Raw genomic sequence first — 13,612 nt, 5'->3', positions numbered from 1 at the left:
TTGCTCTTTGATTTTCATTAAGTATTACAGTGAACAATTTTTCTAGCTATTGTAACAAAAAAGTCACCCGAAGGCAACTTTTTTCGTCCATAAACTTTCAAAAGAGAATGGCTTATTCAGAGCTAAAAGCTGCTGCTTGCTGCATTTGGTAATACTTACCCTTTCTAGCCATGAGATCCTGATGATTGCCATGCTCCACGATGTCGCCATCTACCAAGACAAGAATCAAATCCGCATCCTGAATGGTTGACAAACGGTGGGCGATGATAAAGCTTGTGCGCCCCTTCATGAGTTTTGCAAAGGCATCCTGTACTAGCACTTCTGTCCGTGTATCGATGGAGGAAGTTGCCTCGTCTAAGATAAGAATCTTTGGAATATCCAAAAAGACTCGCGCTATAGTCAAGAGCTGGGTCTGACCGACAGAGAGAGATTCTCCTGCATTTTCTAACTTGGTATCGTATCCCTGTGGCAACTGTTGGATGAAAAAATCTGCATTGGCTGCTTTGGCAGCAGCAATCACCTGCTCCCGACTGGCTTCAGGATTTCCAAAAGCAATATTGTCATGAATGGTTCCTTGCTTGAGCCAGGTTTCTTGGAGCACCATGCCAAACTGCTGTCTCAATGATACTAGGGTATAATCATAAATGGATTGCCCATCCAGCAAGATATCTCCTGAGTTAATAGGATAGAAACGCATAAGAAGATTGATAAGGGTTGATTTTCCTGCACCTGTCGGACCAACGATGGCTACCTTGCTACCAGCTGGAATATCAATAGATAAATCCTTAATCAAAATCTTTTCAGGATGGTAACCAAAAGAGACATGTTTAAAGGAAATAGCTCCCTTAACTTGGTCACTGGTCAAGACTTCCTTGCCTGTTTCAGCAACCTCAGGACTTTCTAAGACAGCATAGACGCGCTCTGCGCAAGCCAGAGCACTTTGCAACTCAGCTAGCACTGAAGAAATATCGTTAAAGGGCTTGGTATACTGTTGGACATAGTTCAAAAAAGTCACTAAACGCCCAATGGTCAAGGTTGACCCCATCATGATACGATAAGCTCCTACTCCAGCTAGAATCGCATAAATGAGCGCATTGACAAAGCGAGTCGAAGGATTGACCGTTGAAGAATAAAAGATGGCCGACTGCGAATAGCCTGCGTAGTTGTCATTAGCCTCACACAGTCTTTTGATAAACTCTACCTGAGCATTAAAAGATTGAATAATAGTCTGCTGGCTAAGCGATTCTTCAATCAACTGAGTCTGAATTCCCCTTGTCTCTGTTTGCTTCTGGAAGAGATGATAGGAGCGTTTGGCAATAAAGCGTGAAACCACCATGGAAAGTGGCGTCAACAGCAAGACTAAGAGAGTCATGAGGAGGTGAATTTGCAGCATGGCTAGAATGCTAACCAAAATCATCAAGACACCAATGAAAAATTGGTTAAAAATCATGGTCAAGCCAGCTGCTAACTGTTCGATGTCCGTGGTTACCCGACTGACCATCTCTCCACTTCCTTGCCGCTCCACAAAAGCAATCGGTAAACGATGGAGCTTATAGATGATTCGCTCTCGCAAGTCTCTGGTATAAGAGAAGATTAGGCGATTATAAAGAAGAGGATTGGCCCATTGTACCAGAGTATTTCCTATAACTACCAAGATCATCTGGAGAAAAATCTGCCAAAAAACTGGTGAAGAACCAGCCACTAGGACTTGGTCGATGACCTGCCCAATCAAGATAGGTAGGTAGATTGATAAGCCAACCTGGGTAATAGTTCCTAGAAAGGCTAGGAAAAGGAGGAAGGGATTGCTTGCTAAATCTTTTGCCAAGCGTGTGAGCGTCTGGTTTGCAGTTTGTCGTCTCATGCTAGTCCTCCTTTCCATGTTGGGATGCATTGATTTCGCGATAAACTTGACTAGATTTCATCAAGTTCTCGTGCTTGCCGATAGCTAGGAGCTCTCCTTTTTCTAAGAGGAGAATCTGGTCAGCCATCTGTAAAGTCGAGGTTCGTTGAGAGATCAAGATTAAGCTCGTATTTAGCAAATTTTCTCGGATAGCTTTCAAGAGCTTAGACTCGGTAATGGTGTCGAGGGCCGAGGTCGCATCATCTAGGATGAGAAATGGAGCTTGGTGCAAGACTGCGCGAGCAATAGACAGCCTTTGTTTTTGTCCACCTGAGAAATTTCGACCTCCTGCCTCAACAGTGGCATCCAAGAGCCCTTCCTTTTCACTAACAAAATCCTTAGCTTGCGCAATCTCCAAGGCCTGCCAGAGTTCCTGGTCAGATACTTCTTGATGTAAACCTAGAGTCAAGTTAGAACGAATGGTTCCCTTAAAGAGTTCGACTTTTTGGGGCACATAGGCAATCCAAGACCGCCACTGCTCCAAATTAAGAGGACTACGTCCATTTCGATAAAGGTCTATACTCCCCTTGTCTGCTGGATAAAGTCCAAGTAAGACTTGCACCAAGCTTGATTTACCAGAACCAGTTCCTCCGATGATACCAAGGATTTGCCCTTGCTTCATATTAAAGGAAATGTCTCTCAGAGAAGGCTGGGCCGCATCAGGATAGGTAAAGGTCAGTTCTTGAACTTGTAAAACCTGATCACTGCTAGCTTGCTTTTGTTCTAATTCTGAATGAATATCTTCTGGAGCCTCAGCAAAAACTTCCTCGATTCGCTTAGCTGAGATGTAGGACTGGTTGAGGGAATTGATCAGCATGGCTAGCTTGACCAATTCCACCAAAATCTGTAAGAGGTAATTGATAAGAGCAATGAGAGCACCTTGACTGAGCACTCCTCCTTGAATTGAAATATAGCCTTGCCAGATAATAACGAGAAGAGTTCCATTGACAATCAGATAGGTCAGAGGTGTTAATAAACTAGACCAGAAACCTGTCTTTTCTTGTAATCTAGCATAAACTTGGTTAAGGGTTTGAAAAATCTGTAACTCTCGTTTTTCTTGACCAAAAGCACGAATAACCCGCATCCCTTGCAATTGCTGGCGCGTTTCCTGAACCAGTTGGTCCGTTTTCTTTCTGAGACTACTGTAGAGAGGATTGACCAATCGAGATAACCCTACAATGACAATGGTCAAAATGGCAACCATGACTAAGAACCAGAAAGTCAACTCAGCTGAGATTCGATAAGCCATAAAAATGGCACCAAAAACGATAATGGGCGCTCGCAAAAAGAGACGCAGGAATTGATTGATACCAGTCTGAATCTGGTAGGTATCCGAAGTCAAGCGAGTGACCAAACTAGAAGTTGTCAGACGGTCTCTGCTGTCCTTGGACAAGGAAAGAATATGACGATAAAGATCGTTTGTCAATTCCTTAGCAAAGCCTACTGCTGCCTTTGCTGAGTAAAATTGAGCTATCAAGGCCACTAAAACGCCAATTACTGCAAAGATAAGGAGCAGGCCAATCTGCATCCAGAGATGACCTTGATCTCCCTGAGGTAAAGATTGGTCAACAATCCCAGCAATCACCATGGGAACCAAGAGCTCAAAAACAGCTTCTAACAGCTTGAACAAGGGGGCTAAAATTGATTCCTTGATGTAGGGTTTGAAGTAAGATAATAGGTGTTTCATAAATCCCTTCTATTCATATTCTAGAAATGAAGAAAGTGGGAAGCCCCACTCTCTGTTTTATTTGTTTAAGTAAGGCAATAGATAGCCATATCCTGCTTTTTCCATCTCATCCTTGGCCACAAAGCGTAAAGAAGCAGAATTGATACAGTAACGGAGGCCGCCTAACTCCCGCGGTCCATCTGTGAAAACATGACCCAAGTGAGCGCTGCCTGAACGAGAACGAACTTCAATTCGCTCCATTCCATGGCTCAGATCCTTGTAATAATGAATCAACTCTTTGGAAATCGGACGGCTAAAACTTGGCCAACCACAACCTGAAGCAAACTTATCCTTGGCAAAAAAGAGTGGCTCACCCGTCGTAATATCTACATAAATCCCCTCTTCAAAGGTTTGGTCATAGGCATTGGTAAATGGAGCCTCTGTAGCAGCTTCTTGTGTGACACGATAAGACTCTTCAGATAGACTGGCCTTCAACACCTCTTGACTAGGCTTTTCATAGTTTGCTGCATCAATCAATGGCTTATCAGCATCGGTCACATCGATATGACAGTAACCTGAAGGATTCTTCCTGAGATAATCTTGGTGGTAGTCTTCAGCCAGAATGTAGTGGCGTAATTGCTCCACTTCTACTGCAATCTTTCGACCCAGCATGCGTTCCTGCTCCTGTACCACTGTGTAGATAGCTGGCAAATCTGCTTCATCCTGATAATAAATCCCAGTTCGATATTGGCGACCACGGTCATTCCCTTGTTGATTGATAGATAGAGGATCGATAACTCGGAAATAATAAAGTAAAATCTCTCTGAGTGACACTTCCTTCTCATCGTAAATCACTTGGACCGTTTCTGCATGGTCTGTTTCCTTGATCAACTGGTAATTGGTCGTTTCGACTTGACCATTAGCGTAGCCAACACTGGTTTCTAGCACTCCAGAAATGCGTGAAAAATATTCCTCTAGGCCCCAAAAACAACCACCTGCTAGATAAATTTCTGCCATCTTTATTTCTCCTTTATCACGTTTTTAACTAATACTCTTCGAAAATCTCTTCAAACCACGTCAGCTCACATCTGCAACCTCAAAACAGTATTTTGAGCTAACTTCGTCAGTTCTATCCANNATTTTCATTGAGTATAAACTTCTTTTCACAAAAAGGATATGAAACCCTCTGGTCAAGAGTTTCCCCATCCTATCTTCTATTCTTTATTTTGCTTCTACACGGACACCTTGGGTATCAACTCTCAAGTCATGCAGTTTTCCTTTGAAAGGTTGCTTTTCCAATTCTGCCTTAATCCTTGGCATCTTGTCATGAGAAGCCAGAACCATAACTGTCGGCCCAGCACCAGAAAGGTAGGTTGCATAGGCCCCATTTTCTTTGGTCACTTGCTTAATCATCGCAAATTCTCTTACCAAGTCCTGACGATAGCGCTCATGGAAGAGGTCTCCCTCGATTGCTTGCCCAGCGGTCACCATGTCTCCTGCCAACAAGGCAGCAACCGCTACATTGGCGATAGAACTTGCAGCAACAGCTTCCTTATAAGACAATTTTTTAGGCAAGACACTACGGCTGTCGCGAGTACGTAATTCATAGTTTGGAATGTAAGCTAGAAAATCACACTCTGGAAAGTCTGCTACGATAGCAGAGACTTGCCCTTCAACAGAACTTGCAATAACGAGATTACCATAAATGGCTGGAGCCACATTATCAGGGTGTCCTTCAATCTTGGTCGCTAACTGCAATTTTTCATGATCAGACAAGTCGAGTTGCCCCAATTGGTTGGCTAGTTCAATCCCAGCCACAATAACTGAGCTGGAAGAACCCAAACCACGCGCCAAGGGAACATCACTGGTCATTTTCAAGCGTCTAGGTTTCAAATCTGGTACAATTTGCAAAGCGATTTTGAGCAAGAGATTACGCTCATCATGTGGAATCCATTTGCCAATCTGGTGTTCAATCAACCACTCATCTCCTTCTTCGCAGACCTCAATTTGAAGATACTTGGTTACAGCTACACCGACCGAGTCAAAACCTGGCCCGATATTGGCACTGGTTGCAGGTACAATAATCTTCATCTTATTCTCCTAGCACCTTGAAGGTATTCAAGAGGTCGAATTCTGAAACCTTCTTCAATTCAGCTGAGACATTTTCAAGCTGGGCTTTATTAATCTTGTGTGTGATGATAACGACACGCGCCTTGTCACCCTCTTTGACATCTTGAAGGATTTGCTTAAAGGAAATATCTTGAGCATTGAAGATTTCAGCCAACTTCAAGACCTGACCTTTTGAGTCTGGAGCCAAGATTGAGAAATAGTAGTTTGCTTTGACATCTTCAGGATTTGCCAAGACCAAGTCACGGCTATATTCGTTGAAGTCTTTGCCAATAGTACCATCATTCAAACGACGAACGATACGGACAATATCAGCTACAACACTTGTTGCAGTTGGTTTTTGACCCGCACCTGGTCCGTAGTACATAGACTCACCAATACCGATAGATTCTACAAAGACAGCGTTCATTACGCCATTCACACTAGCAAGTGGGTGCGCTTTAGGTAGGAAGGTTGGAGTCACTTCTGCAGCAATACCTGAAGAAGTTTCCTCAATAGAACCAACCAATTTCACTACGTAACCAAGCTCTTGAGCTACAGCTACGTCTTCTGGTGTGATATTGCGGATTCCCTTGTGGGCTACATCATCAAAGGCAATCTTCATGCCAAAGGCAAATTGGCTCAAAATAACCATCTTGTAGGCTGCATCAATCCCATCTACGTCATTCGTCGGATCGCTTTCTGCAAATCCTAGACGTTGTGCTTCCGCAAGAGCATCATCGTAAGACCAGCCTTCTTCCACCATCTTGGTCACCATGAAGTTGGAAGTTCCGTTGACTACTCCAAGCACGCGCGTAATTTTATCAGAAGCCAAGGAATTTGCTAAAGTACGAAGAATTGGAATCCCACCAGCAACTGCTGCTTCGTAGTAAAGTGCTACCTTGTTAGCTTGAGCGATTTCTAGCAATTCTGCGCCATGGACAGCCAAAAGGTCCTTGTTAGCAGTAACAACGTGTTTTCCAGCTTCCAAGGCACGAGTGATAAAGGTTTTAGCAGGTTCGATACGCCCCATCAATTCCACTACGATTGTAATGTCTTGATCTGATAAAATATCATCCACATTGGTTACAAAGTTAAAGTCATTCCCTGCTGCAAGTAAGCGATTCTTTTCATCTTCATCCTTGACCAATACCTTAGCAACTTCAATCTCTGAATGTGCTGATTGATTGATTTTTTCTCCATTTTCCTTTAGGAGGAAAGGCACACCACTTGCAACGGTACCAAATCCTAGTAAAGCAATTTTAACTGTCATCTTTATCTCCTCGAAATTTTCTAATATAGCCATTATAACAGAATTTTGTGAAAATTCCTATCATAGTAAATCACTATTTCAGTCTAGAAAAGAAAAAAACGAATCTGATGATTCGCTCTTCCTAAAATCTAGAAATAATTTTCCAGAAGTGATTATCCAATCTTTTGCAGATTGGTCACTGCATCGTGATTCATCAAGACTTGGCCATACTCCTGCAAGACTGAACGACTGATGTCACTATCGTCCGCAAACTCGCGCATACGGGCCAACAGCCAAGCTGGATATGGACTTGGATGATTTTCAATATCCACTAAAATGGTCAAATAATAGCGCTCATTCATCTTGTAGAGTTCAGAAGTTTCCATCTCAAAAGTCACTGTCTTAGCAAAAGCCACCAAGTCAGCCAACTTAGCAAAAGAAAGGATGTAGTAGATGTAAGGTTCTTTCTTACTCTCAGCTTCTTGTTCAGCCTGCTCCTGCTCTTCTTCCTTGGCTTCGACTTGCTCTAAAGATTGAATCGCTTCGATATCATCCTTAGTTTTGTCTGCGATGCTCTTTTCTAAGGTTTTAATAAACTCATCTGGCGACATTTGAGCCAATTCTTCCATATCTGGTAAATCCGATAAATCTTCAAAATCTAGATTTTGGTCAATCTTTGATTTGGTTACAAAGACATCAACCTTATCAGGTTTTGGAGTCACACGGAAGCTCAACATACCTGTATCTAGAAAGCTATCAGGCATCTCTAACTCATCCAAGATAGCATAAAAAAACTCTTCTGTTTTTTCTTGAGGGACAAGAAAGTCAGCAATCTCCATGCCACGATCCATCAAATCCTCTAAAGACATCGTGATTTTCAAAGTTGTATCACTAATTTGTTTCATTTTCATTGCTAGTAACCTCATACTTTCAGTTCTATCTATTATACTAGATTTTTACGATTTTATCAAAAGAAGGCTCCTCTATACGGATAGATTTTCCCTAGGGTCTTTCTATAGGAGACTCCAAGAGAAAATTTCTGCAGACAGATAGAAAAAGCCTTCAAAATCAAACTTCTTGTTCGACTTTGAAGACCTAATACATCAGAAAGCTTATAGTTTAAAGGTTGCTACACCGAGGATAGAACGATTTAAGTTTCTAAGAATTTGAAGACTTTGTTCAAATTTCTTATAACGAGTCACTCCGTACTCTTCAACAAGAAGGACTGTATCTCTTTCCAAAAGAGATGATACATCCTGTAAATCTACAAAATGCATTCCTTTTAAAGCCTCTTGACTCTGTTTCAATTTATCTAGGATAGCTTTATTTGAGCTAACGATTGTTAATTCTTGTCCAGCATTTTTGTATGACAAGACATCTGCTAGGTTAGCAATTGTTGTAATCTCTGTTACAAAATCAATTTGATACTGAGAAAAATCACCTGCTCTATTGATTGTTGGATTAAAGAGATAAATCAATACATTCCCCATCACAACCAAAATCACACAAACTACTCCAATAACAGCTAAACGGAGAATCAAGTTTTTCACATTCAATCCAAGTGCTGTCTCACCATTTGCATTCAATTCTTTAGAGTTGATGGTTTCCAATTTTTCAATTTTTACATTTGCAAAAGTGTGTTTAAATTTCTCAATCAATCCATCAATTTTTCGCTCTAACAAATCATTAGCATCTTTACTTGATGTCAAAATTTTCACACCAACCCCTGCATCGTCAATCATATAGTAGACGGTCAATTTTTTCCACCAATAATCATTCGTTGAATTTTTCAAGGTTGTTTCTGTCGTGTCTAATTCACTGGCAATTTTTTTCAACTCACTGGGTTCTACATCATTGAAAAGATAAGCTCCATTCAAATTCCCATCAATCAATTTCCCATAAAAATCACTATAACCACCAATTTGATGATTCAAAATTGTTTTAGCTGAGTCTTCTGGAGGAGTGATTTTATAGCTAAGATAAGTTGAATAACTTGTTGTATCTTTGACAGTGTTTTTATTCCTAACTGCTTTAATTGTAAATGGTACAGCAATGAGAGCAAATAAAGCGATGAGAGCTAAAATATTTGCTTTTCGTTTTTTGTAAAGATTTGCAAATAAATCAGCTACTGAATAATGTTCAAACATGATTTTTTTCTCCTTTGTTTAGTAGATACTGGTTCTCTTTTGTAAGCATTTTTGCTACAAATATAATCACAAGAACAATTCCCCAGAATTGCATTGTAAATAAATTGAAGAAACTTTCTGAAAAGCTACTTCTAGGCATAAAGAATAGATTATTCAAGATGAGTAAAGACAAGGCAAATAGGATTGTTCTTGAACGATAGGCTACTTGCAGCATGGCTATAAATAGCATACCGAGTAAGAGACTAAGTAGAAAGACTCCTATCATACCATAGTCTGTATACAACTCCATGATATAACTACTTCCGATACCATGTCCTTTTAAATATTCCTTGTTCAAAACAAGATAGGACAAATTGTGGGCATAACTATTACTATCAATAGCTAGCTCCACACTATTGGTTGTATGTTCAAAGGCTTTTCCTCCGAAAATAGCCCCCAAGCTTCCCCTTGCAAAATAATCAAGGACAGGACCAAATGTAAAATTACGGAAATCTCGGTAAGGGAGGCTACTGTTAAATAGAAAACCTCGAGCCAGAACGCCAAAACTGGTTCCTTGTTTATAGATAAAGTCAAGCAAGATATCCCAGAAACCTGTATGGGAAACCTGGACATTATCCCGTACATAATTGAGCACTCCCATTGCTAACATGAGAATAGGAGAACCTACAAAAATCGCTAACTTTTCTTTAAACCCAATCCATTTTCCTTTTTCAGTTTGCTCTCGCATAAAGTAATAAACAAAAGCAAATAAAATACTTAAAATAAAGGGATTTCGTGTCCCAATTGCCAAATGAATAGTATTAGCTGCAATAAAGGAGACAAGCACTGCTGTTGCCTGCAATTTCTTTGGCTTGGTTGCCAAATACATACACATTGCATAGACCGTAAATGTTGATAAGATATAGGTAAAATAGGGCAGTTTACTTTCAAAGTTTGCATAGTAGGCATAGTAGGAAGTCTGCAAGCGATACAGGAGCCGTTCGAATAACCGAATGAAATAGAAAGGATAGGTTAGAAGAAAAACTCCTAGTGATACAAAGCGTAACCGCTTGATATAAACCTCTTTTAGAGAATTTCCTATATTTGCTACTTTTATTTTCTTCCTAGCTATGAAGTAACGAGCCAGAATGCCTCCTATGGTCAAGCCCAGAATCGAAACCATGACAACTATAAAGGCAAAACGATAGGCTATTGGATGATAGGTATCCAAAGCACCATCCCTAAAATAATCAATGGTCGGTCTTGATACCAGAAATACAAAAATGGTTAAATAGAAAATAAAATGGATTAAGTAATACTTGATGTTATTCCAGCAGGCAATTAAGCTACTAACCAGTAAGAACAATAAAGTAGAAAGCAAGCTAACATTGTTATTATTAAACAGATATACAATTCCACTTACTAGCGTCAAAGCATAGCTGACTATGGTCAAACTAAATAACAATCGTTTTCCATCAATCACTTGCTCACCCCCGTTCTAATGTAATTTTTTAGATTTTTCAATATTTTTTAGTAATAAGAATCGATATAAGGAAATATTTATGAATAGAGCCAAAGCACTAATTCTTCTCCCCTTACGGAAAATTGGATTCCTAGAAATAGCAAGGGCATGGCCTTTTAAAAAACGATGAATCTGAGAATAGGCTTCAAACTGTTTATACTGATCATCTAGCAACATCTTATCCAGAATAAAGAAGTTAGCATAGGCCAATCTGAAAAAAGCAACCTCTTTCAAGTCAGAATAGTTTTTCACAACTTCATTGTAAAACTTTTGGTAGATATCAATATAGGCTAAATCCTTCTCTGCATAGGGTTTAGTTGTAATACTATCCCCTCTATGGAAATAGTAATAATAGGGTTTGGTATTAACAACGTACTTTTTAGCCAACTTGATTAAATCAAAATGATAATAAGCATCTTCATAAATCAATCCCTTTGGAAAGGATAGGGCAGTTGCAATCTCTCTCTTGATTAGCTTATTGCAGATTGTTCCAGGTATTTTTTCACCTATGAGGTATTCCCTCAGAAATGTTTGGGAATCACAGACAAAATAATCATCCTGATTGGCTGACTGTGGACTTTCATCATTAGCATAGACATTCATGACACCACAGCTTGAAACATCCGCATCTTCTTGAATTAATTGCTCATATAAGCTCTGAATCATTTCTGGATGGATATAATCATCTGAGTCAATAAAAATCAGATAATCTCCGTGAGCCTGCTTCATTCCATCATTTCGTGCTTGTGACAAACCTTCATTCTTTTTATGAAGCACTGACACCCTATCATCTAGTTCAGCGATTGAATCACACAAGCGACCACTTTCATCCGTTGCTCCATCATCAACAAGAATGATTTCCAGATTTTGATAAGTCTGCTTCTGAATGGAAGCTATCGATTTTTCTAGGTACTGCGCCACATTATAGACTGGCACAATGACACTAATTAATGCAGTTTCCATGCTACTCCTCTAATAGTTTTTCTACTTGTTCGATTTGTTTGGCAATTGTAAATTGTTGAATGAATTGGCTAGCCTCATTGACATCGAAGTTTGAGGTAGAGGTCATGTAGTTCGTAATTGCCTTAGCTGCCTCTTGATTGCTCTCAATGATTTGTCCAAATCGTCCTTCTTGGGATAATTCCTCAGCCCCTCCGACATCCGTAGAGACAAAAGGGATTCCAAGGCTCAAGGATTCCACATAAACACCAGGAAAACCTTCTTGTTTAGACATAGACAAGAGGATCTTCATCTGAGACAAATACTGGTATGGATTTTTTTGATAACCAAGGAAATGCACATAGTCTTCAAGCTCATACTCTTTAACTCGTTTTTTCAGTTCCTCTTCCATATCACCAGCCCCGATAAAATAGAGATGATAGTTTTTCCCCTCTTGGTGCAATAACCGTATCACTTCCACCACACGGTCAGAACCCTTATTTTCCTCAATCCGTCCGATGGTACAGATACTTTGAGGAGCAATCTCGATATCGATCTTCTCTTGAGATTTTTCTAAAATAGTCTTAAAATCATATCCATTGTAGACTGTCTGTAATTTAGAAGCATAATCTGGATAGACTTCCTTGATAGAATTGCTGGTCTTTTTTGAAATTCCTACAATGGTATTCGCAGCATCCAACTGGCGTCTATGTGATTCTCTTTTGGAGCTATCCTTAAGAAATTCTTCGATACTTCCATGAATCCAAGAGATTTTCTTGACTTCTTTTCTTTTAGAGAACAACAGTGGTGGATTCATAATGGTAAAGGAAACTTCAACATCATAGTCATCTTTTACAAGCAAGCGACGAGTCAGCCTTGGAAAATAAATTCTCATTCTCCACAAAAAAGCTCGTAACCATCTAGCTTGGCGATAATCTTGAAGAGATTTTAAAATGCCTACATGCTTGGGAACAGATTCGTATCCCTTGTCAAAGTGCTCCATTTCAAGAATATCAATATCATACTTTTCTGGATCCAGATTTGAAACAATGGTAGACAGAATCTTTTCTGCACCGCCTCCGAGAGAAAAAGACCACATAAAAAATAAGATTTTTTTCTTAGCCACCATATTCTCCCTTGTATTCTGTATAAGACTTATCCATATCAGCGATGACAGCATCATGATGCGGTAGCTGCTTGTCTGCTGGCGGAGGCGTCATATAATCTCCAAAAGCAGTGCTGAGATAAGCATCATAGCCAACTGGAATAGGCATCTCTGTTCCTTCAAATGGCAAGAAAAGATTATCTTCAAAAGATTCGATTAGGTACTTGTTTCTCATGTAGCCAGGACCTGAGCATAGTTCCGTGATTCCATCGCTCTCAGCCAAATCATACTTAGTCATTTCTTTCTCAGCTTTTTTCCAGATGCGATAACGGAGAGATTTTGGAGTCAAACCCAGTAAAATGCGACTTCCCCATTTCATGAGAGCACCATGCTTTTCTGGAATAGTTTGCGCACAAAAGAGTGAATAAATCAAGGCCCAACGAACCTGTTTTTTCCGCTCAGCTGGATCTTTCGGATAATAATCCAAAGGCAAAACATCCAAGGCCAGACCATGTGGCAAATCCAAATCCTGCTGATAAGGCTTGATACAGGTGGTTTCCTTGTCACGAATGGTAATAAAAAGATTACGATCAACAAAATCCTTGTAACTCTTTGACAAGAAATAACGTTCATCTGCATAACGAGGCCATAATTCTGCTAATTTCTCATAATCTTTACGAGGCATAAAAAAGTCTAGGTCGTCGTCCCAAGGAATAAATCCCTTGTTTCGAAGGGTACCAATAGCGCCTCCGCCACAGAGATAACAGAGCAAATCATGTTCTTTACAAAAGGCCACAAAATATTCAGCCATCTCCAGACTACGAGCCTGAATTGCTTTTAAATCAGTCATATTGTTCATTATTCTTTCTATCGTATCGTTTCATTATACCACAAACAAGGGGTGAAAATCTATTGCAGACTGTAAAAAATCAAAGCCTGACTGCTATCCAAATAGCTATCAAACTTTGATTTTTCTGTCTTATACTCTTCGAAAAT

11 protein-coding genes are annotated in these 13,612 nt (G+C 40.0%); all 11 read right to left on the bottom strand.

Translation table 11 applies throughout. From position 1 onward, the window contains the following. Positions 1-112: 112 nt before the first annotated feature. The gene (locus HT688_RS03525) at positions 113-1,861 is read right to left on the bottom strand and encodes an ABC transporter ATP-binding protein (protein ID WP_172923571.1); all 1,749 of its coding nucleotides are present in this window, start codon (positions 1,859-1,861) and stop codon (positions 113-115) included. 1 nt (position 1,862) lies between these two features. After that, positions 1,863-3,587, bottom strand: a complete 1,725-nt coding sequence (locus HT688_RS03520) for an ABC transporter ATP-binding protein (RefSeq protein ID WP_172923570.1) — start codon at positions 3,585-3,587, stop codon at positions 1,863-1,865. Positions 3,588-3,644: 57 nt separating this feature from the next. Then, positions 3,645-4,583, bottom strand: a complete 939-nt coding sequence (msrB, locus tag HT688_RS03515) for a peptide-methionine (R)-S-oxide reductase MsrB (RefSeq protein WP_000818203.1) — start codon at positions 4,581-4,583, stop codon at positions 3,645-3,647. Between the two features lie 204 nt (positions 4,584-4,787). Continuing rightward, complete coding sequence (gene thrB, locus HT688_RS03510) at positions 4,788-5,657, bottom strand: homoserine kinase (protein WP_050207664.1); 870 nt, start codon at positions 5,655-5,657, stop codon at positions 4,788-4,790. A 1-nt stretch (position 5,658) separates the two neighbouring features. After that, entirely contained in the window at positions 5,659-6,945 is a 1,287-nt protein-coding gene (locus tag HT688_RS03505; protein ID WP_172923569.1) for a homoserine dehydrogenase, read from the bottom strand. Between the two features lie 152 nt (positions 6,946-7,097). Beyond that, on the bottom strand, positions 7,098-7,835 hold the full coding sequence (mecA, locus tag HT688_RS03500; RefSeq protein WP_000782675.1) for an adaptor protein MecA: 738 nt from the start codon (positions 7,833-7,835) through the stop codon (positions 7,098-7,100). Between the two features lie 201 nt (positions 7,836-8,036). Then, a complete protein-coding gene (tarQ, locus tag HT688_RS03495; RefSeq protein WP_000461506.1) occupies positions 8,037-9,071 on the bottom strand; it encodes a teichoic acid biosynthesis protein TarQ in 1,035 nt (344 codons plus the stop codon). Continuing rightward, positions 9,064-10,533: an O-antigen polysaccharide polymerase Wzy family protein gene (locus HT688_RS03490; RefSeq protein ID WP_050207662.1), complete on the bottom strand. Its 1,470-nt coding sequence runs from the start codon at positions 10,531-10,533 to the stop codon at positions 9,064-9,066. Before HT688_RS03490 ends, tarQ begins: the two co-directional genes overlap by 8 nt. A gap of 15 nt (positions 10,534-10,548) precedes the next feature. Continuing rightward, the gene (locus tag HT688_RS03485; protein ID WP_050207661.1) at positions 10,549-11,535 is read right to left on the bottom strand and encodes a glycosyltransferase family 2 protein; all 987 of its coding nucleotides are present in this window, start codon (positions 11,533-11,535) and stop codon (positions 10,549-10,551) included. A 1-nt stretch (position 11,536) separates the two neighbouring features. Continuing rightward, positions 11,537-12,640, bottom strand: coding sequence for a glycosyltransferase (locus HT688_RS03480; protein WP_078800192.1), 1,104 nt, complete (start codon positions 12,638-12,640; stop codon positions 11,537-11,539). After that, the gene (locus HT688_RS03475; RefSeq protein ID WP_078374283.1) at positions 12,630-13,475 is read right to left on the bottom strand and encodes a LicD family protein; all 846 of its coding nucleotides are present in this window, start codon (positions 13,473-13,475) and stop codon (positions 12,630-12,632) included. The genes HT688_RS03480 and HT688_RS03475 overlap by 11 nt, the downstream gene beginning before the upstream one ends. Between the last annotated feature and the right edge of the window lie 137 nt (positions 13,476-13,612).

The organism is Streptococcus sp. 1559, from assembly GCF_013276735.1.
GTDB lineage: Bacteria > Bacillota > Bacilli > Lactobacillales > Streptococcaceae > Streptococcus > Streptococcus pseudopneumoniae.
This window is presented reverse-complemented; position numbering and strand designations above follow the sequence as displayed.

What these genes read in the sequence shown, in the direction of transcription:
- msrB (WP_000818203.1), bottom strand. Translation starts at nt 4,583, where the DNA reads ATGGCAGAAATTTATCTAGCAGGTGGTTGTTTTTGGGGCCTAGAGGAA.
- HT688_RS03520 (WP_172923570.1), bottom strand. Translation starts at nt 3,587, where the DNA reads ATGAAACACCTATTATCTTACTTCAAACCCTACATCAAGGAATCAATT.
- tarQ (WP_000461506.1), bottom strand. Translation starts at nt 9,071, where the DNA reads ATGTTTGAACATTATTCAGTAGCTGATTTATTTGCAAATCTTTACAAA.
- HT688_RS03485 (WP_050207661.1), bottom strand. Translation starts at nt 11,535, where the DNA reads ATGGAAACTGCATTAATTAGTGTCATTGTGCCAGTCTATAATGTGGCG.
- HT688_RS03525 (WP_172923571.1), bottom strand. Translation starts at nt 1,861, where the DNA reads ATGAGACGACAAACTGCAAACCAGACGCTCACACGCTTGGCAAAAGAT.
- HT688_RS03475 (WP_078374283.1), bottom strand. Translation starts at nt 13,475, where the DNA reads ATGAACAATATGACTGATTTAAAAGCAATTCAGGCTCGTAGTCTGGAG.
- HT688_RS03480 (WP_078800192.1), bottom strand. Translation starts at nt 12,640, where the DNA reads ATGGTGGCTAAGAAAAAAATCTTATTTTTTATGTGGTCTTTTTCTCTC.
- HT688_RS03505 (WP_172923569.1), bottom strand. Translation starts at nt 6,945, where the DNA reads ATGACAGTTAAAATTGCTTTACTAGGATTTGGTACCGTTGCAAGTGGT.
- mecA (WP_000782675.1), bottom strand. Translation starts at nt 7,835, where the DNA reads ATGAAAATGAAACAAATTAGTGATACAACTTTGAAAATCACGATGTCT.
- thrB (WP_050207664.1), bottom strand. Translation starts at nt 5,657, where the DNA reads ATGAAGATTATTGTACCTGCAACCAGTGCCAATATCGGGCCAGGTTTT.